This is a genomic window from Paenibacillus sp. FSL R7-0210 (genome assembly GCF_038009085.1).
Taxonomy (GTDB): domain Bacteria; phylum Bacillota; class Bacilli; order Paenibacillales; family Paenibacillaceae; genus Paenibacillus_AQ; species Paenibacillus_AQ silagei.
Window position 1 is genome coordinate 4,898,946 of sequence record NZ_JBBPAR010000001.1, and the last position, 22,643, is coordinate 4,921,588.

Genomic DNA, 22,643 nt, shown 5'->3' on the forward strand with positions numbered 1-22,643 from the left:
AATTACATAAAAACCGTACGATCAAGCAACACTTTATATAGATTCATCCATCTGCCCTATGAAGGAGGTCGCCCGTTTGCAAGACTGGAAAGATAAATATGCCTCCTACATAGATAAGCAACAGTCTTCTTCTTCAGAGCAGAAGCCTGCTAGCGGCAGCAGGCTGAGCGGCAGCAGGCTGACAGGAGAGCTGAAGACCGATCTGCCGGAGCTTCAGGCGAGGCTCGGAGAGAACGGCGACCTGGTCGTACGCGACTTCCTGCTCTTCGGGGCTTATCCTGCTGCAATGCTCTTCTTCTCCTCACTCGTGAATATGGAGCAGGTGCGCGAGCATGTGCTGAAACCGTTAATGGCACCGCCTCCAGGGCAGTCTGAGGTCCCGGAGGATACGGGCGGAATGATTCATTATATCTGGAGTACAGCTGTCCAGGTCACTCAAGGCACCACGACTGCCGATCTGTCCGCACTCCCCCAAGCCGCCGTGAAGGGCGACCTGATTCTGCTGATCGACGGGATTCCAGAGGCGCTTCGCATGGAAATGCGCCAGATTGAGATGCGCGGGGTCGAGCAGCCGCAGACGGAGCAGGTCATCCGCGGGCCGCGTGAAGGCTATGTGGAGAAGCTGGAGAACAACCTCTCCCTGCTGCGTTACCGGCTGCAGAGCACGGACTTCCGCATTGAGATCAGCCCGCTCGGAGAGCGCACCCAGTCAAGGGTGGCTCTATGTTACATTGACAGTGTCACTGACAGCAGTCTGGTCGCTGAAGTCATGCGCCGAGTCTCGCTGATTCATACGGACGGCATCCTCGATGCCGGATACATCGAGCAGTTCATCGAAGACCAGCCGCTGTCCCCCTTCCCTCAGGTTCAGAGCACCGAGCGGCCGGACAAAACTGTGGCCGCCCTTCTGGAAGGACGGGTCGCCATTCTTGTGGATGGCTCCCCGTTTGCCCTGATTGTTCCCGCCCTCTTCAACCAGTTCTTCCAGACGGTGGATGACTATACGGAACGCTTCATTATGGGCAGCCTGATCCGGATCATCCGGCTGATTGCTTTGGCCTGCTCGCTGTTTTTCCCGGCGTTGTATGTGTCTGTCATCTCGTACAACCCCGAACTGCTGCCTACAGATTTCGCTGTGGCGATCTCGGGCGGCCGGGCGGGCGTGCCGTTTCCGGCTGTGCTGGAGGTGCTGATTATGGAGGTATCCATGGAGGTGCTGCGGGAAGCGACGATCCGGCTGCCGCAGATGATCGGCGGGGCATTATCTATTGTAGGCGTCCTCGTCATCGGACAGGCTGCAGTGGGCGCAGGACTCGCCAGCCCGATCACGGTTGTCATTGTGGCTCTGACGACCATCGGCTCGTTCGCCACCCCCGCCTACAATGCAGCGATCGCCCTGCGTATGCTGCGGTTTCCGCTGATCCTTCTGGCCGGTATGTTCGGCCTCTACGGGGTTATGATTGGTACGATTCTGATTCTGAATCATCTGCTCTACCTGGAGTCCTTCGGAGTTCCCTATATGTCCCCCTACATTCCCGGTAAGTGGCGTGATCTGAAGGATACGCTGGTGCGGGTGCCGCTCTGGTGGATGCGCCGCCGCCCCAGCTTCCTGCATGTCCGGGATACCGACAGACTGCCCCGCAGTGTACCCACCGCAGAGATTGACCAGATTCTCAGGCAGGGAGATGAGACCGATGAATAATCCGCGCCAGATTACGAGTCTGCGCGCAGCAGCCGTGATCAGCAGCACCATTATCGGAGTGGGCATCCTCAGCTTCCCGCGCTATATGACCGAAGCAGGTAACAGCAGCGCTCCCCTTGTTGCATTCTGCGGCGTACTTTTCTCCTTCATCAGCTACTGGCTGCTGGCCTCTCTCTGCCAGCGGTTTCCGCAGGAGACCCTGTTCGTGTTCAGCCGCCGCCTGATCGGACGCCCGCTTGCTGCTATTTTCACTGTGGTGATTATGCTGCTGTTCATTGTACTCACCGGCCTCACTGTACGCCAGTTCGGGGATGTTGCCACAACCGTGCTGTACAAAAAAACACCGATCGAAGCAACCATCTTCCTGATGCTGCTTATCAGTCTGCTGTCCTCCAGGCGCAACGTTGTGAAGTTCTCCTATATCCACTTCTTCTATCTGCCGCTGATTGTCGGCTCTATTCTGGCCACCATTCTGCTCTCGCTCAAAAATGTGGATATGCTCAATCTGCAGCCTGTCCTGATGGCTCCCGGCCTCCAGTTCTGGAAAGGGGCGCGGGAGGCCACCTATCTGTTCCAAAGCTCCTTCGTCATCGTGCTGCTGATTCCATTCATGGAGAAGCCTGGGCATGCCGTCCGCGCGGGGGCCTGGGCCATCTTCCTGTCGGGTGCAATCTACGTGCTGATCGTCATTGCTTCTGTAGGGATATTCGGTGCCGAGGAGACCAAGCTGCTGATCTACCCTACTCTGGAGATGGCCCGTTCGGCGGCTTTTGGCGAGGGATTCCTGGAGCGGCTGGATGCTATCTTCATTATTATCTGGGTCATCTCTGTCTACACGACGATCTACACTACTTATTACATATCTGCCTATCTGCTGCACAAGCTGCTGCGATTCCGCGACCAGCGGATGGCCTCCACGGTCCTGCTGCCGGTGATGTTCATCCTGGCCATGCTGCCCTCAAATGTGTTCGAATCTTACCAGTGGGCCCTTCATCTGGGCAATGCCGGCATGATGCTGATGTTCGGCTATCCGCTGCTGTTATGGACAGTCTATCTGCTCAGACGCCACAAGGAGAAGGTGACCTCATGAAAATACAGCTTCCGCGCACGCTCGCCCTGCTCCTCCTGCTCACTATAGCCGCCCCGCTGCTCAGCGGATGCTGGGATCAGGTGGAGATTGAGGACCGCGCGCTGGTTCTCGGCCTATCCATTGACAAGATCCCTGCAGACGATACGCAAAAAGAAGACCGGGTCACTCACATCCATGATAACTCTCTGCCTACGGAGATGATCAGTGTCACCGCTCAGATTGCCGTCCCGGGCAGAGTCCCGCTGGGCCCCGGCACCGGCGGCAGCGCAGGGGAAGGCAAGACCAGTCCCGTCTGGGTAGTCAGCGTGCGCGGCATCTCCCTCGACGATGCCATGAATAATCTGCAGCAGCAGATAGCCGACCCGCGTTATCTGGTTCACCTGCGGATCATCATCATCAGCGAGGAGATTGCCCGGGGCAGTCTCGCCGAGCTGAATGATTATCTGCGGCGCAACCCAGAAATCCGGCGCAGAACCTGGCTGCTCGTCTCCGAGGGCCGCGCGTCCGCCTTCATGGATGTGAACCCGCCGCTGCAGCGTGTGCCTACTCTTTATATTTTGTCCATGATGGAGAAGTCCGTCTCCTCCGGCAAATTCCCCCGGGATTATATCGGCACCTTCTGGTCAGCCGACTCCAGGTGGGGACAAAGCGCTTATCTGCCTTATGTGGCACTTCGCAACAAGGATAATATTCTGATCAAAGGGCTGGCTTATTTCAGCCGCGGCAAGATGGTCAGCAAGACTGCCCCTATAGAGATCGGCGGGTTCATGGCGATGCAGGGGATGGACCCCGGCGGCTATTCCACTCTGCTCCGTACGCAGGAGCTAGGGATTGTCATGACCAAGATCAATGAACGCTTCACCCGCACCCGGAGCTATATCAAGGACGGCAAGCCCTATTTGTCCTATGAGATCTTCCTGGAGGGGGATTTGGACGAGCATTACAGCAGTGACATTCCTGTCAATTCCCCACAGAAGCTGCATGAGATCGAGCGGGATTTCGAGCAGCAGATCCAGACGGTGCTGACCGGACTGGTGAAGCAGACCCAGCAGGACCACTCCGATATTTTTGGCATGGGCGAACAGATCCGAAGCCATCATCCCGCCTACTGGAGGAAGCATATCCACGGCAAAAACGACTGGGAGAGCCTGTACAGCAGTGTTGGTGTAGATATCAGACTGACCCTGCATATCCGCAGAGTGGGCCTCAAGCATGATTAAGCGCCAGCCCGTGCAGGTAACCGCCTATGGAGGAGGAAGCGTATGATCCGATTGCTGGGAAGCCTTGCCGGGATGCTGTTCTTCTCGGCCATGCTTCTGCTGGTTGTAGATATCCGAATTTACAGTAACCGGGGCTGGCTCCGGGAGAAAAAGTACGCAAAGATCATAGCCTGGAGCTATATCCTGCTCTCCCTGATAATCTGTATCGGCCTGCTCCTCTATATCTAGTGCCCCACGTCCCTTCGTAGTATTTCTTCACGGCCCATGGTATATTGAGGAGTAACCTATTAAAGGACGGAGAATGCGGTCATGAATACAAGAAGAACCAGAAATCAGGGGAACAGAACCTCTAACCATAAACAGGGCGCTAGATCCGGAGCCCCGGCCAAGCCGGCAGCTGCACCCAAATCCTATACGGTAGCCGAGCCTGCGGAGCTGCTTGCTTTTCTGCTGAAGACGATTACGAACAAGGGGCGCAACTCGATCAAATCCATGCTCTCCCGCGGACAGGTTGCGGTGAACGGCAAGCCGGTGACGAAGCATAACCATCCGCTCCATCCCGGCCAGACCGTGACGATTGACCATGAGAAGCCTGCCGAAACCAAGGAGATGCTCGGACTGACCATTGTCCATGAGGATGACGATATTATCGTGATCCAGAAGGATGCGGGGCTCTTGTCCATCGCTACCGGTGAAGATAATGAATTGACGGCTTACCGCCAGCTGATGGAGCATGTCCGCCTGAGCAACCCGAAGAACCGCGTCTATGTGGTGCACCGGCTGGACCGTGATACCTCGGGTGTCATGATGTTTGCCCGCAGCGAGGCGATTCAGCAGCAGCTCCAGAACAGCTGGAAGGAGACCGTCAAGGAACGCTCCTACGTGGCTCTGGTGGAAGGCGCCGTTAAGAGATCCGAAGGCACGATCAGCTCCTGGCTGAAGGAGACCTCCACACTGAAGATGTACTCCAGTCCGCATGAGGGAGACGGGCTGCACGCCGTAACCCGCTATAAGCTGATCCAGGCGAACCGCCACTTCTCCCTGCTGGAGGTGCACTTAGAGACCGGACGGAAGAATCAGATCCGTGTCCACATGTCCGACATCGGACATCCGATTGCCGGGGACAAGAAGTACGGCGCTGAGACCAAGGCGGTCGGCCGCCTCGGCCTGCATGCCCGCGTGCTCTCGTTCGTCCATCCGACCACAGGTGAAATTCTAACGTTTGAGAGCGCGATTCCGAAGAGTTTTCTGAAATACACGGCACCGGCACCTACGAACTAATTCCTAAGCTGTGAGTGCCAACAGCAAATCATAATATATTATAGAGAAACGATAGAAGGTGCCGCTCTTGTTCCACCCTACTGTTTTTGACAATATCAAAATCGCCCTGGAGAACCAGATCTACGACTACGATAATCTGGATGGGGTTCTAGTTGTAACTGACCGATCCGATTTGCTCAATCTCGCGCTGATGTCGCGTGAATTCAGCCTCGCGTTCAAGCTGACCGGAGGCCTGAATGTGACGTCCGAGATTCTGCTCCAGTCCACAGTGAAGGACCTCAGCGATGAGATTCTGGAGACGCCGGGCAGCGATCCGGGATGCAGTCTTTTCTTACGCTTTTATATGGAGATAGAAGATGTGAATGTGCAGTGCCCGGCCATTGAAGAGATTCTGACCCGAATCTGGGGACCCGAATTCCAGCCTGTGCAATCGCTCAGCTTCCGCTATGGACAGACAGACGATACGTACAATAACTGTGTTGAACTGCAATTCAAACGGCAAATTACCGAAGAGCAAATGGAAGACCTTCCGAACCTCCTGAAGTTCATGCTGCAGAGCGCAGAGGAACTGGAAGAGGTATAACGCTATACATGGGGTGAGCTGATAATGAATTTCCTGCCTCCTGCCCGGACGGGCCGCTGGCTGGCATGGTCTGCCGGTTACGCGCTGCTGCTATGGTTATCGCTGATTCTGCACCGGTATATGTGGTTAGGTGAGCCCTTCAACCTTATTCTTGCCCTACGCTGGGCCATCCTTGCCCCTGTCATCTCCGGTATAGTCAACGGGTTCGGCTGGCTGGGTGCGCAGCTTGTGTGGATTTTCTCAACCGCTGGAACTGTGGCGGGGCTCTTCCTGATGTACCTGTACACTTACCGTGAGATGTCGGGCTTCGAGGATCTTGCGGGCTTTCTTTCCTTTGGTCTGTTTACAGCAGGCGGCTTCGCTCTGGGCCTGATCGCCGAGGGCGGCCGGCTGCTGATACACTATTGGCGCACACGCTGATTCCTGTTAGGAGCTGATGACCCTTATGTCCAATTCCCTGCTGACCAAAAATGCGCTCGCCCGCTCGCTCAAAGACCTGATGGAGGAGCTTCCGCTGAACAAAATCTCCGTCCGGCATCTGGTCGAGGATTGCGGCGTGAACCGGCAGACCTTTTATTATCATTTTCAGGATATATATGATCTGCTGGGCTGGATCTACAGGACGGAGGCTGTCGAGAGCATTGCCCAGTACCGCAGCTACAGCACCTGGACAGACGGTTTCTACCGGATATTCTGCTATATCGGGAACAATAAGGCGTTCTGCAGCAATACCTTGGACTCCCTCGGACGGAGGCATCTGGACGCGTATCTGTATGAGGTGACGAATGATCTCGTTATGGGCGTCATCAACGAGCTGGCCGCGGGGCTGGATGTCGGGACGCCGGATAAGCAGTTCATCGCCAACTTTTACACGCTGGCCTTCACCGGACTGGTCATTCAATGGATGCAGGACGGGATGAAGGAGCCGCCGGAGCAGATGATCGGGAAGCTGAGCGTCCTGATAGAAGGGAACTTTCTGAAGGCGCTGCATAAATATGAGAACATTGTGTCGTAACCTTAGAGGCTGCGGCTTTTTTCTGCTCAAAAATGTTACACTTTGTTCCATATGTCCAAATTTTATACAGATCAAGCGCTTTGATGATACCCTCCAGGGCGGGACTGGATTACACTCGGTTCAGGTCCAGTATTCAAGCAAACCTATGGAGGCGGTAATCAGTGAAAAAAGAGTACGGTAACGAGCAGGTATATTTCGTCGGCGGTGGCATTGCATCCCTTGCGGGTGCGGCTTATCTGGTTAGAGACTGCGGTTTTCCCGGACAGAACATTCATATTATTGAAGAGATGAAGATCCTTGGCGGCAGCAATGACGGAGCCGGCGATGCAGAGCATGGTTATGTCATTCGCGGCGGCCGGATGCTGAACGATGAGACCTACGAGAACCTGTGGGAGCTATTAAGTACCATTCCGTCCATTGACCAGCCGGGGCTGACGCTGCGGCAAGAAATCATTCAATTCGATGAGTCCAATCCAACCCGCGGCCAGGCCCGGCTGATCAACAGCAAGGGTGAGGTTCTGGACGTCACCTCAATGGGCTTCGATATGGCAGACCGCCTGGCCATGGGCAAGCTGATCATGACGCCGGAGCCAGCCATGGGCACCTTGCGGATTAACGACTGGTTCGGACCACATTTCTTCACAACGAACTTCTGGTACATGTGGGCGACCACTTTTGCCTTCCAGCCTTGGCATAGTGCAGTTGAGTTCAAGCGGTATATGCTCCGCTTCATGCACGAGTTCCCTAGAATTCAAACCCTTGAAGGCGTAACCCGGACCCCATATAACCAATATGATTCCATTATTCTGCCGCTGCATCAATATCTGGAGCCGCTGGGCGTAGATTTCAACTTGAAATGTACGGTAACTGATTTGGAATTCAAAGAAGGCGACGGCATCACTGTGACAGCGATGAAGGTCGTCCGCGATGGCGTGGAGGATGTCATTACTGTCAATGAAGGCGACCGCGTCATTGTGACGAACGGCTCGATGACCGAAGGCGCAAGCCTTGGATCAATGACCTCCTCTCCCTCGCTGAACGGTAAGGGCAGCTCATGGAAGCTGTGGGAGACAATCGCCGCGAAGAAGCCGGGTCTCGGCAATCCTTCTTCCTTCGACGATCATGTGGACGAATCCAAATGGGAATCCTTCACGGTGACCTTCCAGGACTCGAAGTTCTTCGACCTAATGGAGAAGTTCACCCGCAACCGGGCCGGTACCGGCGCACTTGTAACGTTCAAGGATTCCAGTTGGTTCATGTCGGTCGTGCTGGCGTTCCAGCCGCATTTCCGCAACCAGCCGGAGCATGTCAGGGTGTTCTGGGGATATGGCCTGTACCCGGACAAGGTCGGCGATTATGTGCACAAAAAAATGTGCGACTGTACCGGCGAGGAGATTATGGAGGAGCTGATCGGACATCTGCACTTCGAGGCGCATAAGGAAGAGATCATGGCTACCGCCAACTGTATTCCTTGCATGATGCCGTATATCACCTCCCAGTTCATGCCGCGCCTGAACAGCGACCGGCCACAGGTGGTGCCTGAAGGCTCAACCAACCTGGCCTTTATCGGGCAATACTGCGAGATCCCGGACGATATCGTGTTCACGGAAGAGTATTCAGTCCGTGCCGCCCGCATCGCCGTCTACACCCTGTTCGGCCTGAACCGTCCGGTAGAGCCGATCAATGCGTACCAGAACGATGTCCGCACACTGTTCTCCAGTCTGGTGACCTCGTTCCGGTAACGGAATGATTCGGTTTCCCGCTCCAGGCCAGTGGTCTCTGTAAGCAAGTGGAAACGGTACCGTCCTTTTAAAGGACGGTACCGTTTCAGCGAGAAATAGAAGGATAATTTATCGTGTGCAACATATAAATTCTTATATTTGAACAAAAACCCCCGCTGCATGAATTTCATGCGGCGGGGGTTTGGTGCGTCTATTGATGCAAACTTGCCAGTCCGGCACGCCGCTCCAAATGGCCTTTTGGCGCAAATAGCGGAACTGTAGTCCGTAACCAGAATGAATCGTACGTTCCGTCCCGAAGCAGCACGCTGCAACGCTTATCTCAAACCTGCCACTGATCCTAATCAGATGCTGCAGGAACCGTCATCGCAGCCGTCAGCAGACGGTGCAGCCCCGGACTTCGACTGGCCGACCACCTGAAGCTCTGGACCCTTCTGTTCCTCCGCCCATACCGTGTCAAGCACTTCAGTAAAGACCGGACCCGGCTGTGCACCGGAGACGGCGTACTTATTATTGAAGACGAAGAACGGAACGCCGGTGATGTTCAACTGCCGGGCAGCTTCAATGTCAGCCTCAACCTGGTCGCTGTAAGCCTCACTGTCGAGCACCGCAGCCACTTCAGCCTGATCCAATCCGGCCTCCGCAGCCAGCTCAGCCAGCACTTTATGGTCACCTACATTCAGTGTATCGGTGAAATAAGCACGCAGCAGCCGTTCGGTCATCTGCGGAGCCTTGCCCTGAGTAGCGGCATAATGGCTCAAGCGGTGAGCGTCAAAGGTATTCGTGGACTGAATCGTATCGAAATTGAATTCCAGACCCACACCCTGCGCCTGCTCGGCCAGCTGTGCGTTCATCTCCTTGGCCTTGTCACGGGTCATGCCGTATTTACCGGCCAACAGCTCATGGATATCTCTCGTCTCATCGGTGCGTGCATTCGGGTCCAGCTGGAAGCTTCGGAACACGACCTCCACCTGGTCACGGCCCGGGAATTGGCTCAGCGCGTGCTCCAGCCGTCTTTTGCCGATATAGCAGAACGGGCAGGCATAATCAGACCATATATCTATTCTCATGGGAATTCCTCCTGAATGGTATTGATATTGCAATTCACTTACTATTATATAGTTAAAAACCGAAAATTACAAACAAACTTTCTGAACGGCCCCTTCCCATTGAATGTCCCATACATTCTCTTCCCTGCTGGCTTCCGGGAGAAAAGTAAACGAAAGAGGTATATACGTACGCCCGGCCGGGCAGGTAAAATTAGAGCAACATCTCTAATTCAAAGCGGACGGTCTATGGCGTCCCGAAAGGAGTCAGCGGCATGCATGACCTGTCTATAGTCATTCCCACGCGTAACCGGATCAGCGATCTGACCCTCTGCATTGAGTCCATCGGCGCGCAAAGCAGGCTGGAGAATGTCTCCATCGAACTGCTGATCGTGGACGACGGTGAGATCGAAGAGCCGGTGCTGGAATATTTCCGCGAAGTGCTCGGACGTCTTCCGGATGCCAGCCTGCGTTATTACCGCAAAACCAAGCCCGGCGTCTGGCTCTCCCGCTACGAGGCCCTCGGGCTCATCGACGGGGAGATTCTGCTCAGCTTCGATGACGATGCAGAGCTGGACGATCCGCTCTATATCCGCCGGTTGCTCGACACCTACGCCTCAGATCCGTCCATTGCCGGAGTCGGCGGAATCGCCAAGGGTCTCTCCAGCAGCAAATCGGGCAAGCTGCTCGGCAGGCTGACCTGTCAAATGTCGGCTTCGCCAGGCAGACTGTCGGCCAGCACACTGGCCGGGTCTCTTCTCTTATGGGGGGAGACCGAGAATATTTTTGAGACGGATTTCTTCCATGGCTGCAACATGTCCTTCCGCAGCTCGGCGCTGCGGGATATGAAGCCGTACCCCTGGATGACCAGCTATGCAGTAGCCGACGATATCTATATGTGCCATCTGGCGAGCAGATACGGCAAGCTCGTGATTAACCCGGAGCTGAAAATCATGCATCATGAATCGCCCAGCTCTCGCGACAAGGCAGGCCGGGTCGCCCGGGCGACCGCAGTCAACCATTATTATCTGCTGAATCTGCGCAAAGCACCCGTGAAGAATTATGCAGCTCTGCTCTGGACCTTGTCTTACCTCGCCGTCAAGTCTACGCTCAAGCGGAACTTCAATGCCGTCTCCGGCTACGCCAGTGGCATCCTCTTCATCCTCAACCCCCGCAAGAACAAGTACAGGGAATTCATGCTGGATTAGGTACAGCATTCCGCGAAGAACCGCTAGTGCGCACAGAACCAAACAGTTTAAGGATGCTGGGGGCCCTGTGCCCCATACATCCGGTTCATACACCCTCTGGTCAGTACATTAGAAAAAAGGTGCCACAGGCGGCTGCTTCAATGCGGCCTCTGTGGCACCCTTATATTATTCTTAAGCCGTATAGCCAAAGCCCAGGATCGTGAAGCTCTTGTCCTGATCCTCCGGCGCCATCCGGATCTCCACCACATGCTCCCCGCTCTGCTCATTGTTGTATAGAATCACAGCGTTGCAGTGCGTCCAGCTATTCACATGCGGATCTGCCGTCAGAACCAGCTTCCCGTCCACATAGACCTCCGCCTTGCCTACATCCGGGCTGCCCGAATCCTTGAAGACCAGGATCAGATTCTTGCTGGTGATTGTCAGCCTGAAGCGATCCTCACCGGACGCAGCCGTGTGCATCCAGTTATGCGGGAATTGCGGAGTGCCGAACGGATTGGCATCCATCTCCACCTGCTGCAGCTCCTCATCCGTACCGTGGAAGCCGCCTGCTTCAATAGCAATCGCAGTACCTGCGCTACCCAGATCACTTATACGGTCCAGCAGCCGGACATGGGCAAAATCATTGCCGAGCTCAGGCGGTCCCGCCAGTATATCCTGCTCCTTTTCATCCAATCCCATCCGGGCGGTCTCGGCGAAAAGGTAGCCCAGGGAGTCCGCCATTACGCGGTGCCCGTCATTCGTGGGGTGATAGATATCGTAGAAGAATTGCCGTTTGGAGATGATATTCCCTTCGGACTTGCTCAGCCGGAACTGCTCTGTTACTGCATCCTTGACACTAACCATAGGGAGATTATAGCGTCTGCCTACCGGGGAGAGGCGGTCCTGCAGGTTCCAGTCATTCACGAAGACACTGAACAGCAGAATGACGGCAGGCTGGTTCGGCGCAGACAGGATTTTGAGACAAAGACTCTCGAAGCAGTTGCCCTTCGTCTCGTCCCCTTCATCATTCACGGCAAATTCCACCACTACGATGTCGGGAGCGGCTGCACCATCCCTCAGCACATCCCGCTCATAGCGGATCATCCCAAGCTCAGAGGGCGTCCCGCCAACCCCAGCCTTGATGAAATGAATATTCTCTCCACCCTCCTTGCCGAATAGCTCCTTAAATCTTAAGTACGACTGATAGGCATAGCATTCTGTATGAATGGGCTTAGCTCCGGCCCCCTGTGTGATGGACCCGCCAATATAAGCAATCGTCACATCCTCTCTGCTTGCAGCCTTGTCCATAGCCCGCTTCAGCCGCCGGTTATTGCCCGTATACAGCAGAGACTTCGCAATCATCGCGCGGTAAGCAGACGACTCGAAGTCTACGGAAGGTTCCGCTGTCAGCTCAGGCGCCGTGTACCCGTCATTCAGGTAGAGAACGATGCTCGCTGTCGCCAGTTCCCCCTCCTTACTGAATTCAAAGGCGTATTTGCCGGGAGCCACATCCTCCTCAGACCACTCGTGCTCCTCCAGCTTCACTAGGATTTCCGTTCCATCGCCCGGGCAGGGGACCCGCAGCTGCGTGCCGGTCTCATACTTGCTGGTTCTGCCCCAATTCTGCATAAGAAAAGTGACCGCAGCCCCTTCCTCCGCCGTCTTCACAGACACTCCAATGCTGTGCACCAGCTTGCGGAAGCCGGTCCAGTCTCTAAGCATCGCCAGCATCTGCTCATCCGTAACCCCGCCTATGTATTTGGCCTTATCAATCAGATAATTGCCTTCCAGATAGACCTCCTGCGAGGGCTTGCCCTCCGTCCGGGCGGTTGCCTCAATCGCCGTCTCGAACATGACGAAGAAGCCGTCACGGCGCTCCACTGGATCTTGGGGTGCCGCCGGACCCTCCTGCCCGCCAAGCCCGATACCGCTGTTATACTGTTCCATAACCATCAGCCTCACTTTGTCTGAAGGCGCTCTCATCCATCTGGAACAGGACAGCAGTACCCCGCCGCCATGCCAGCTCTAGACTTCAGCTGCGCCATAATCGTTTTCATTAACGCTTTCATTATAGCCCGGGGTGCCGGAACAGCTCAACGTACAATCTGAAGCTCTGTTTAGTTATTACAACAATTCGCTTGTTTGCCTCTATTGCAGTATTCCGGTGGAGATGAACAGAATCATATGCTCTTTGATCTTGTCCTGATCCAGCGGCTCATGGGATTTGTTCCATTCCGTGGTCAGAGCCAGATACATCCGCAGAATCATAAACGCCGCCACACTGGCATCGCAAGGCTTCACTTCTCCGCTCCCGATGGCCTCCTCAATCTGCTGCTGCAGGAAGTCCAGCGCATAGCCCTCCATGCGCTTCACGCCTTCGAGCGCCTGGGCCGTACCGATGTCCCGTACCTCCTGGGCCAGCTTCACGAACAGCTCATGGTCCAAGCGGAATTCCAGAATGGAATCCAGCAGATTAAGCAGCTTATGTACGAAGGAAGTTTGCTGCGCAGCCACACGGCTCATCACCGATGTTAATTCAGAGGTCGCCTTGTCCAGAATTTCCTCGAACAGTTCTTCCTTGGTTTTGAAAAAGGTATAGATCGTGCCTTTGCCCACATTGGCAATTCTGGATACCTGATCCATAGTCGTAGCCTTATAGCCAAATTGAACAAAGGACAGGGTTGCTGCCTGCAGGATTAATGCTTTACGGTCAATGGACATGGGTAACACTCCATTCTCTAGAATACAAATTGACTAGAATTTATTTACGGTCATTAATTACCACCCAATTTACCACGCCACCGGGAAGAAGACAATATTTTCATCAAAATATCACCGGATTCGGCACTCGGCAAGCCGCTCTTCTGCACAAAATGTCACCAAATGAGTATCCATTGCCGTTCTTTCTGGGGTATGATAGTAAAGATGCAACCACGAAACTAATTGTATGGATGGTGGAATATGTCTGAAATCAAAAAAACATCTAAGAACAAAAAAACCGTTGTAATTCTGGCCGCTCTAGTCGTTGTTATCGCTGCGGCTGTGGTAATCTGGCTTACAATGGGTAACAAGAGTGAAGACAGCCCTGCTGCTACCGGAACCCCTGGCGCTACTGCCTCCAAAGACGGCGATACGAAGTCCCTGGAGCAGACGTTTTATATTTATGATACGGTTGTGAATATCAAGGTGTTCGGCGATACGGTGGAACAGAAGAATATGGACGACATTCAGGCTATGCTGGAACGGATGGATATCGAGTTCAGCCGCACCAAGACGAACGGGGAATTGTACGCGGTGAATCAAGCCGCCGGCAAAGAAGCCGTTGTTGTGTCTGATGAAACGCTGGATATTGTGAAGCTCTCCCTCAAATATGCTGAGGAAATGGACGGGCTGTATGATCCGACGGTTGGCCCGCTTGTGGATCTATGGGCGATCGGCGAAGGAGGGGAGCATGTGCCTGACCAGGCGGCGATCGACAAGGCGCGGAGTCTGGTCAATTACAAGGATGTGATTGTCGATGAGGCTGCGAAGACGGTCAAGCTGGCCAAAGAAGGCATGGTGCTGGACATGGGCGGAATCGGCAAAGGCTATGCGGCTGACCGGATCGCCGACTATCTCAAGGCTCAGGGCCTGAACAGCGCAATGATCAATCTCGGGGGCAGCAGCATTATCGCCCTTGGCAACAAGCCGAACGGCTCGCAGTGGAATATCGGCCTGCAGGACCCCGATCAGAGCCGGGGCACCCAGCTGGGCACGATTAAGATTACCGATGAGGTCATTGATGCTTCCGGGGTGTATGAGCGCTTCTTCATGCAGGACGGAGTGCGTTACCACCATATCCTCGATCCGCGTACAGGCTTCCCTTCCCAGAACGGGCTGAAGAGTATCACCATCATGAGCCCCAACGCGACTGACGCGGACGCGCTCTCCACCGGTGTGTTCCTCATGGGCCTGGAAGAAGGCATGAAGTATCTCGAAGCACTGCCGGAGAAGGTTGAGGCCTTCTTCATTACGGACGACAACAAGATCTATGCCACCTCTGAGCTGAAGAAACGGCTGAATCTGACCGATTCGACGTATCAATTCGCGGACTAAAAGGTGCGCGGCACTTGGCGCTGACTAGGCATGAAGCACAAAATCACGCTAATGGGTGCAGGCTGCTGATGCCTTTCCTCACCGGCCGCTGTATAGGAGAATTGTTGCACATATTGCAGGATTCCTCTATTCCGATTTACCGGCTGAAGTACAATGTTGCATAATTTGCACAAATTTCGGTGGTTAGCGCAAGTTAGCGCTGGAATTGTTGCCTTTTGGGCAGGATTTCAGTATAAACCGCTTCTATGGGGCTGGATTGTTGCAATTCTTGCAGGATTTCTGTTAAAAGTTACTCGCTGTGAAACCCGGGGCCTATATCCTCGGCGCTACAACACCCAAAAGGTGCCTTCCACAATGGAGGGCACCTTTGTTTGTATTATCGGACGCGCCTTTGTAATCACTCAATCCGTCATATCAGCGGTAACGCACCGAACTCCTTATAATTCTTGAAAATATAGCTCGGCGCATGGTCCGTGCCCGGCTGCCGCCCGCGCGGATTGTACCAGCATACCTTCCAGCCTGCCGCCAGCGCGCCTACTACATCGTTGGCCCAGGTATCGCCCACATAAAGGCTGTTCTCCGGTGTAGTTCCCGTCACCCTGTTGACATGAGCGAAGATGGCCGGGTCCGGCTTCGCCAGACCGACAGCATCCGAGATGAAGATCATCTCCGGGGGAATGATCCGGTCGATGCCCAGCCCGCGCAGCTTGCCCATCTGGTGCTCCTGCGGGCCGTTGGTGATAATGCCTACCGGATGGCCCAGGCTAATGAACCGCTGAAGCTGCTCTGCTACGCCGTCAATCATCTCAATCGTGTACTGGCGGGCAATATAGGAGGCCTGTATCTGCACCGCCTGCTCCCGGTTGAGCGGCAACCCATATTCGGCAAAAGCCAGCTCCAGCCGCAGCACCCGCGTCTCCTCCAGCTCCATCTCCCCGCGCAGATACTTCGGCCACAGCAAGTCGCTGTGATGCCTTACCGTGTAGAATAGCTCCGCATAATCCAGCTTGTCCTCCTCAGGGGCCAGCACCTCACGTACGGCTTCCCTGAAGGGGACCAGGTGGTCATATAGTGTATCATCCAGATCAAAAAATACAGCCAGCTTACTGCTTGTCTCCACCACTATAACTCTCCTAACTATATCTTCAGAAATATAAATGATAAGTGAAAAAGCTCTCGTCCCGCTCATATCCATGGGCTTCATACAAACGCTGGGCACCGGTGTTGTCCATCATGGTGGACAGTGTCAGACCTTTGGCTCCTGTCCCCTGGGCGAAGCCCTTCACGCCTTCAAGCAGCAGTGAGCCCAGTCCCTGGCCCCGCTGCTCCTTCGTTACGAACAAATCGTTCAGAATCCATACCGGCTGGACCGTGATGGAAGAGAACGAGGGATAGAGCTGTGCCAGACCATACATCCTCCTGTCTTCACCCTCACCGGCAACAGCCATGAAAACAACAGACTCTCCGTTCTCCAGTCTTGCCTGCAGGAATTCCCTGGCGGCTTCCCTGTCCGGCTGCTGGCCGTAGAAGCTGCGGTATTCATCGAACAGCGGTACAAGTTCCTCCACATCCTCAAGACCTGCCCGTTCAAAGCGAAAATTCAGCAAAGTTATGCCCCCTTATTCCCTGGAATCGTAAAAGACATGACGTGCTGTAATCTTCCCATCTTCAATATCCATCAGGCCGAAGGAATATTGCTTCTCCCTGCGTTTGTCCGTGGGCGATCCGGGGTTAAACAGCAGAATCCCGTTCTCCCGGCGCATCAGCGGCTGATGGGAATGCCCGAAGAGAATGCAATCTACGTCCTGGCCTTCAAAAGCGAGCAGCGCATTACCGTCCGTCCCTTTGCGGGAATACGGAGCGTGTCCGTGAATCATTCCGATGCGCATGCCTTCAAGCGTAAGGATCTTGCTCTCGCCGAAGCGCTCAATAATCTCATAGCCATCGTTGTTCCCGGCAATCCCCTCTACCGGAGCAAGCTCGGCGAGCATATCGTAAATCTCCGGCGACACCCAGTCGCCCAAATGCAGAATGATATCCACCTGGCGAAATTCCTTCATAAGCACGGACGGCAGCCCCTTGGCCCGGCTTGAGAGATGTGTATCCGATACCACTCCAATCTTCATCTGCATTCTCCTCCTTATTCAAAATGGCTAAGAAGCGCGGTAAACTGCGATTCCCAGCCATTTTTATGTTCAAATCCAAGTTTACGTTCTATCATTGTACGATGCCCTGAAGAGGGAATGCAAATTGAAGCTGCAGGGCACCGCGATCTGATCCTTTAGCCATTTTCATATATAGCGATCCTCACTCCGTCCAGTTCCAAAGCCGTACTTCCCCTACCTGGAGGTGACTCACCCATGAAGCCTCGCGCAGCTTCAGCAGCTCCTTGACCGGTCCAGTGACAACGGCTCCGTAGAGCTTCACCCCGTTCTGCTCCAGATAGGCCACGGAGGTGTCTAACTGTTCAATATACACCGCTCTGCCCGCGAGTGTCTGATGCTGCTGCAGCAGCTTAAGGGTCTTGATGAAATTGGCATCTCGTAGTTCTCCGCTCCCGTATGCCTCAACGGAAGGCGACACGCTGCTGTAGGAGGATACGGAGCTGAACCAGCCTGTTTTTTCCTTGGTGACCTCTGATCTCTTCATATCATCCTTATGCCAGATAGGATAATAGGGGAAGCCAAGCGGGTGTACGATCGCATCGTTCTCCCTCGTTGAAGGTCCGGCATCCGCCCCGAACCAGACAGGCTGAAGGTTCAGCGGCTCCAGCTGCTTCAGGAGTTCATCTGTGGTATATAAATGGCCGAGTGACAGATACGCCTCAGCAACCGTACCTTCAGGAAGCTTCGCAAGCCTCTTCCACTGGTCATTATCATCCCCTCCAACGGCGCCGCCCTTCGCAGACGGATAATAGAACACTTTTCCAGACCCGTTCCGCTCATCCATCCAATTATATATACCATTATTGGCCAGTCCCAGAAGGAAATTCTGTGAATAATTACCGACCTGAATGCTCTCGCTGCCCACCTGCTTCAGCATATTCCCGGATAACTCCATCCGGAAAAAATAATGTGCATCCGATGACAGCCGCACCGTGGTGTTGGGGCGGGTAACGGCAATCGCTGATTCTACCACATCACGGTAAGTGTCACCCCGGTCTCCGGTGTTGTAGAAGACTACTGTGATAATACTGCTAATGACCGTAAAGATCAGGAACGCCGAAAATACAGTAAGTGTATTGTTAATCCGCGCCTTCCATTTGCCCCGGCGAATAATGGACTTCTCTCTTCGCTTCTTTTTCGCCTTCTTGAACCCTGGTGCTGCGCTTCCTTGCGGGTCCGTCTTGGTCCAACTCCCGGTGACCTGCCCGTCCTGCTCCTCCCGTTCCATCTGCTCCTCCAGATACAACTGATACGCTTCAAGCTTCGCCAGCTCACTCTCCAGCTCCTCACGCTCTTCCTCCGGAAGGGTACCCTCGCTGTATTGGCGCAGCTTCTCTTTGAATTCCTCACTCATGCTCATTCCTCCTCCGATCCGCTTCACGCAGCTTCTGCCTGGCGCGGAATACGAGTATCTTGTATTGGGACAGGCCCACCTCCATAATGCCAGCAGCTTCCTTATAGCTCAGCCCGTGCACATCGTGCAGCAGCAGGGCATGGCGCTGCCCCTCCGGCAACAGGCTAAGCGCCCGCTCCGCTTCCTCCCACCGTTCCTGCTTCAACAGAGTGCCTTCCGTTGTCTCCGGGTGGGGCAGGCTGCTGAAATAAGCGCCTTCCTTCGCCACGCTCCGCTTCTCTTTGCGCGTATAATCCACGAATGCATTATATGCGACCCGGAACAGCCACGGCTTAATCCGCTCCTCCCGGCAATCCTCCAAATACAGATACGCCCGGTAAAAGGTATCCTGCATCAAATCTTCAGCCGCATGATGGTCCTGGCAGAGGGAGTGCAGATAGCGGTAGATGTCGTCAACATAATGTTCATATAGTTCATCCAGCGAATTTGGCTCCATCTCCTCCCCCCTTACTCCATCCACGTATGAGAATGCGAAAAGTTACACCTCTGTACGAAATTTCCTGAAATCATCCATTTTGTTCGCAAGCAAAGTCCTTCTTCCCCGGAGGGGCGATGGTGCGGGATCCCAATGGACCGAGATGCGATGGTGCAGGGGGCGATGTGCAGGGGGCGCGATGTGCGGGGGGCGTGTGCGGGGGTGCGAACCCCGCCACTCCCGTTGCGGACTGGAGATCCCTTATTTGGCCGGAACACAGCATTTCGCATGCCTGGCGGACTCAGATGCCGTTAAGCCCCCTCTCCGGCCTCCGTTTACGCTCCACAATACAATATAGGCGCTCCTGAGTCCGATACGAGCAGAAAAGCCGTCTTTTTCGCCCAATAACGTCCTCTGTGTCCGCATAACTCCCCAGATGACCCCGAAACCTCTAATTTGTAAATACCGAAGGCTAGCAGCCAGCAACGGCGGAGGAGCTCAAATTCAGCACAAAGGGAGCCTCCCGGCCCCCTGTATGCTAACTCTGGCGATTCATTCCCCAGCCTCATTCGCGCTGGCAGCCTGCTCTCCACGTATTTTATTCAATAAAAGCCGATGCTGGACGATGCATCCTTCATCCATTCCCGTTTGCGGCCCTTGTCCAGCTCGCCGCGCATGCCGCGCACAAGAAGCTCCACATCTGCCGTGCCGTTCTCATGCCATTCCAGTGCAGCACTGACATACAGCTCACCGAGCTGGGTCAGGGAGAAATCCCCGGTCAGACGCGCAGCAGTGGCCGTGCCTTCCTCACCTGCGAAGGCGGAGAAGCCGCGCAGCTGCAGATATTCAAGGCGCAACGCCTCGCTTGGCATCTTGATCTCATAGGCCCGGTCGAAGCGCCCGGCGCGGTTCATGAGACCCGGGTCGATTTTGTCAGGGTAATTGGTCGTGCCGATCAGGAAGATCCCCTCCTTGGAGGTGGCCCCGTCCAGCGTGTTGAGGAAGAAGGAGCGTACCTCCTGCGGCATGGAGTCGATGTCCTCAATCACGAGCACCATCGGCGCCAGCCGGGCCGCAGCCTCGAACACCTCATTCACCGATTCGCTGCTCGTATACTCCGTAATCTGCCAATAGAGCACCGGTCCCGGCACGCTTCCGGCAATGGATTTGACCAGGGTGGTCTTGCCGTTGCCCGGATGCCCGTAGAGCAGAATCCCCCGCTTGTACGGGATATCATAGGTCACATAGAAGCTCCGGTCGCTATCGAAGAACTGGTCGAGCGAGCGGTAGATCTCTTTTTTGATACCGGCGTCCAAAATCACCTCTTCACGCCTAACCGCACGCGTAATCGGCTCATCCTCACGGGAGATCCCGTTGCGCCGGTCGGTGAACACCGTCACCTTGTTGATATTCTGCTCCCGCTGACGCTTGCGCACATTACCAAGGAAGAACTGCAGCTGCTGATCCGATGCGGCAAATACATAATCCTGAAAGTTAATGCCGTTCTCCTGAAACACCGGAACCCGCGCCAGCGCAATGCCCATCGCCGGATAAGCGAGCACATTATTGCGGACCGACAGATGGATATGGTACTCCGGCTGCTCCTTCTCATCATCGAACACGAAGGTCCGGTCCTCCAGACGGTCAAAAATCCGCGCCACATGCTCCACCCCGGCATTCCCGCTCTGCACATCGTTCTCCAGCAGCTTCCAGTATTCGCTATTGGGATCATCGCTGGCATACAGCTCGTAACGGACACCGTACCGGGTGTAGAGGGCTTCAAGGATACCGTCCACCAGGCGGGCATACACATCGTAGCCTTTGATAATGCCGGCTCTCTCTTCATCATATTCATAGATTACAGCCGGTTTCTTGTTCTCCTGCTCCATCCTTATTTCGTCCCCTTTATCGCTGCGAGCGGCTTGCATTTGGCCACAACGGCAGCCAGGCCGGCCCCCGTAACGCTTTCTATGATCTCATCTACATTCTTATAGGCTTGGGGGGATTCGTCAATGATAGATTCCAGGGAATGCTGGTTCACGACAATCTCGTCTTCCGTTCCCACCTTCATCGACCGGGAGAATTCCTGGACACTCACCAGCCGCTTCGTGGCCGAGCGGGAGCGGATACGTCCTGCACCATGGCAGATGGAATAATAATTCTCTTCCCCTCCGGGCTGGCCGACCATGATATAAGAGGCCGTACCCATCGAGCCGGGAATCAGCGCCGGATGTCCGGTCCCCGCATAAGGGCGCGGATTATCCGCATGCTCCGCAGGCAGAGCGCGGGTGGCTCCTTTGCGGTGGACGAACTTGCTGCCTGCGGAAGTCTTCTCTTCCCAGGCGTAATTGTGCATCAGATCGTAAAGGGTACGCAGCTCGCACTTCGTGCCGAAGACGTCCCGGAAGCCCTCACGGACTCCATAAGCAATCAGGTGACGGTTCACTACCGCATAGTTCAGTGCCGAGTACATCAGATTAACATAGCGTTGGGCCTGCGGATGCGCCAGAGGCGCATAGATCAAGCGCGGGTCGGCGCTGCCCAGCCCCAGCTGGCTCATGACCTTGGCGAAGGCCGGGGTACAGAATTGATTGACCATGCCGCCCCAGGCCCGTGAGCCGGAGTGGATCATGACAGCAATCTGCCCGTCCCGAAGCCCCCAGGCTTCCGCCACCTCCCGTTGCTCCTCTGCGATCTCAATCGCCTGAATCTCCACGAAATGGTTGCCGCCGCCAAGAGTTCCGAGCTGGCGGTGGCCCCGGTGCCAGGCCATGTCCGGCAGCTCATTCAGAATCTCTTCGTCGAAGCCCAGCTTGCTGATCTCCACGTGGGAAAGCGCACTTGATTTCTTCGGCGTATAACTGTCCGGGATATATTTGTTCGGCAGGCCGTGCAGTCCCTTGCGTACGATATTCTCCAGCCGGATATCGCTGTAGTGGCCGCGCTGCTGGGCCTCCATCGGCAGATACCGCTCAATGGCCCGGACCAGCTTGCGGCGCAGCTTCACTTCTCGCAGATCATCCACGTGCAGGTTGGTCAGATGCACGCGCATCCCGCAGCCGATATCGCTGCCCACAATGGACGGCGACACATAGCCTGATTCGGCATCCCAGACAGCCGTAGTGCCGATACAAGTTCCGACGCCTACATGTACATCCGGGGTATAGCTCATATATTCGATATTTGGTATCTGAAGATTGTTATTAGCCATCTCCAGGACCTTGTAATCCAGCGTGCCGAATAATTGCTCACTGGCGTAGATTTTGAGGTCGCCGCCCGGAAGGGCCACCTCATGTTTATAGCGGGACATCTCTCCCGCTTGTTGCTTCATGCTATTCATATCTATTTTCATTTCCTCTCAGGTTGGGTTTCCAGGTACACAAAAAAGAGCCGCAGACCAGTTCTGATCATGCGGCTCCCGGCGCGCTAAGTGCAGCTTCCCGTTGAAGCTTGCACCCGTTCAAAGCACACCTGTATTCAGTTCAGACATCAGCAGCAATACCCTGCGCATTATGTCTTCCGGACGAAGGCGATGAGATCAGATCGTACATATGCGGTTGTCAGGTGATCCTGCTGTCTGTTCCGTTCATTTGTTCCAATCATGATCCGTCAGCCTCCCTTCTCTAAATGATAAACCCAATAATATATGGCCTTGCAGCAGATTGTCAACCCTTATTCTGGTAAAGATTTA

General features: G+C 54.8%; 21 protein-coding genes. 11 read left to right on the top strand and 10 right to left on the bottom strand.

Translation table 11 applies throughout. The features are described 5' to 3' along the window. Positions 1-76: 76 nt before the first annotated feature. The 9 genes from MKY64_RS20640 (at position 77) to MKY64_RS20680 (ending at position 8,633) form a co-directional block, all read left to right on the top strand. Complete coding sequence (locus MKY64_RS20640) at positions 77-1,702, top strand: spore germination protein (protein WP_339313099.1); 1,626 nt, start codon at positions 77-79, stop codon at positions 1,700-1,702. Further along, positions 1,695-2,792 (top strand): GerAB/ArcD/ProY family transporter, encoded by a 1,098-nt coding sequence (locus MKY64_RS20645; RefSeq protein WP_339313098.1) that lies wholly within the window; start codon positions 1,695-1,697, stop codon positions 2,790-2,792. Before MKY64_RS20640 ends, MKY64_RS20645 begins: the two co-directional genes overlap by 8 nt. Further along, the gene (locus MKY64_RS20650) at positions 2,789-4,012 is read left to right on the top strand and encodes a Ger(x)C family spore germination protein (protein WP_339313097.1); all 1,224 of its coding nucleotides are present in this window, start codon (positions 2,789-2,791) and stop codon (positions 4,010-4,012) included. Before MKY64_RS20645 ends, MKY64_RS20650 begins: the two co-directional genes overlap by 4 nt. A 42-nt stretch (positions 4,013-4,054) precedes the next feature. Next, on the top strand, positions 4,055-4,240 hold the full coding sequence (locus MKY64_RS20655) for a CLC_0170 family protein (RefSeq protein ID WP_339254332.1): 186 nt from the start codon (positions 4,055-4,057) through the stop codon (positions 4,238-4,240). A gap of 81 nt (positions 4,241-4,321) precedes the next feature. Next, entirely contained in the window at positions 4,322-5,293 is a 972-nt protein-coding gene (locus tag MKY64_RS20660; protein ID WP_339254330.1) for an RluA family pseudouridine synthase, read from the top strand. A 58-nt stretch (positions 5,294-5,351) separates the two neighbouring features. Then, positions 5,352-5,876: a hypothetical protein gene (locus MKY64_RS20665; protein ID WP_339254328.1), complete on the top strand. Its 525-nt coding sequence runs from the start codon at positions 5,352-5,354 to the stop codon at positions 5,874-5,876. Between the two features lie 24 nt (positions 5,877-5,900). Next, positions 5,901-6,296 (top strand): hypothetical protein, encoded by a 396-nt coding sequence (locus MKY64_RS20670; RefSeq protein WP_340955417.1) that lies wholly within the window; start codon positions 5,901-5,903, stop codon positions 6,294-6,296. Positions 6,297-6,321: 25 nt separating this feature from the next. Continuing rightward, a complete protein-coding gene (locus MKY64_RS20675; RefSeq protein WP_209879708.1) occupies positions 6,322-6,891 on the top strand; it encodes a TetR-like C-terminal domain-containing protein in 570 nt (189 codons plus the stop codon). A gap of 161 nt (positions 6,892-7,052) precedes the next feature. Continuing rightward, the gene (locus MKY64_RS20680) at positions 7,053-8,633 is read left to right on the top strand and encodes an oleate hydratase (protein WP_340955419.1); all 1,581 of its coding nucleotides are present in this window, start codon (positions 7,053-7,055) and stop codon (positions 8,631-8,633) included. Positions 8,634-8,974: 341 nt separating this feature from the next. Here the strand turns inward: MKY64_RS20680 and MKY64_RS20685 are convergent, their stop codons facing one another. Next, complete coding sequence (locus tag MKY64_RS20685; RefSeq protein WP_340955421.1) at positions 8,975-9,700, bottom strand: DsbA family oxidoreductase; 726 nt, start codon at positions 9,698-9,700, stop codon at positions 8,975-8,977. Between the two features lie 251 nt (positions 9,701-9,951). Here MKY64_RS20685 and MKY64_RS20690 point away from each other — a divergent pair, with 251 nt between their 5' ends. Further along, entirely contained in the window at positions 9,952-10,884 is a 933-nt protein-coding gene (locus MKY64_RS20690) for a glycosyltransferase family 2 protein (RefSeq protein WP_340955423.1), read from the top strand. A 171-nt stretch (positions 10,885-11,055) separates the two neighbouring features. Here MKY64_RS20690 and MKY64_RS20695 read toward each other — a convergent pair whose 3' ends face one another. Further along, entirely contained in the window at positions 11,056-12,810 is a 1,755-nt protein-coding gene (locus MKY64_RS20695) for an SGNH/GDSL hydrolase family protein (protein ID WP_340955424.1), read from the bottom strand. Positions 12,811-13,011: 201 nt separating this feature from the next. Further along, positions 13,012-13,584, bottom strand: a complete 573-nt coding sequence (locus MKY64_RS20700; protein ID WP_076081854.1) for a TetR/AcrR family transcriptional regulator — start codon at positions 13,582-13,584, stop codon at positions 13,012-13,014. 240 nt (positions 13,585-13,824) lie between these two features. Between MKY64_RS20700 and MKY64_RS20705 the strand changes: the two genes are divergently transcribed. Further along, a complete protein-coding gene (locus MKY64_RS20705) occupies positions 13,825-14,958 on the top strand; it encodes an FAD:protein FMN transferase (protein ID WP_340955425.1) in 1,134 nt (377 codons plus the stop codon). A 409-nt stretch (positions 14,959-15,367) separates the two neighbouring features. Here the strand turns inward: MKY64_RS20705 and MKY64_RS20710 are convergent, their stop codons facing one another. From MKY64_RS20710 to MKY64_RS20740, 7 genes are all read right to left on the bottom strand, one after another. Next, positions 15,368-16,078 carry an HAD family hydrolase gene (locus tag MKY64_RS20710; RefSeq protein ID WP_340955426.1) on the bottom strand — a complete coding sequence of 237 codons (711 nt, stop codon included), beginning with the start codon at positions 16,076-16,078 and terminating at the stop codon, positions 15,368-15,370. Between the two features lie 25 nt (positions 16,079-16,103). Then, complete coding sequence (locus MKY64_RS20715; protein ID WP_340955427.1) at positions 16,104-16,565, bottom strand: GNAT family N-acetyltransferase; 462 nt, start codon at positions 16,563-16,565, stop codon at positions 16,104-16,106. A gap of 12 nt (positions 16,566-16,577) precedes the next feature. Next, complete coding sequence (locus tag MKY64_RS20720; protein ID WP_036727618.1) at positions 16,578-17,084, bottom strand: metallophosphoesterase family protein; 507 nt, start codon at positions 17,082-17,084, stop codon at positions 16,578-16,580. A gap of 181 nt (positions 17,085-17,265) precedes the next feature. Continuing rightward, on the bottom strand, positions 17,266-18,477 hold the full coding sequence (locus MKY64_RS20725) for an anti-sigma factor (protein WP_340955428.1): 1,212 nt from the start codon (positions 18,475-18,477) through the stop codon (positions 17,266-17,268). After that, positions 18,470-18,973 carry a sigma-70 family RNA polymerase sigma factor gene (locus MKY64_RS20730; protein ID WP_340955430.1) on the bottom strand — a complete coding sequence of 168 codons (504 nt, stop codon included), beginning with the start codon at positions 18,971-18,973 and terminating at the stop codon, positions 18,470-18,472. The genes MKY64_RS20725 and MKY64_RS20730 overlap by 8 nt, the downstream gene beginning before the upstream one ends. Positions 18,974-19,554: 581 nt before the next feature. Then, entirely contained in the window at positions 19,555-20,841 is a 1,287-nt protein-coding gene (locus tag MKY64_RS20735; RefSeq protein WP_036727614.1) for an ATP-binding protein, read from the bottom strand. A 2-nt stretch (positions 20,842-20,843) separates the two neighbouring features. Beyond that, complete coding sequence (locus MKY64_RS20740) at positions 20,844-22,292, bottom strand: RtcB family protein (RefSeq protein WP_340955432.1); 1,449 nt, start codon at positions 22,290-22,292, stop codon at positions 20,844-20,846. Positions 22,293-22,643: the final 351 nt, after the last annotated feature.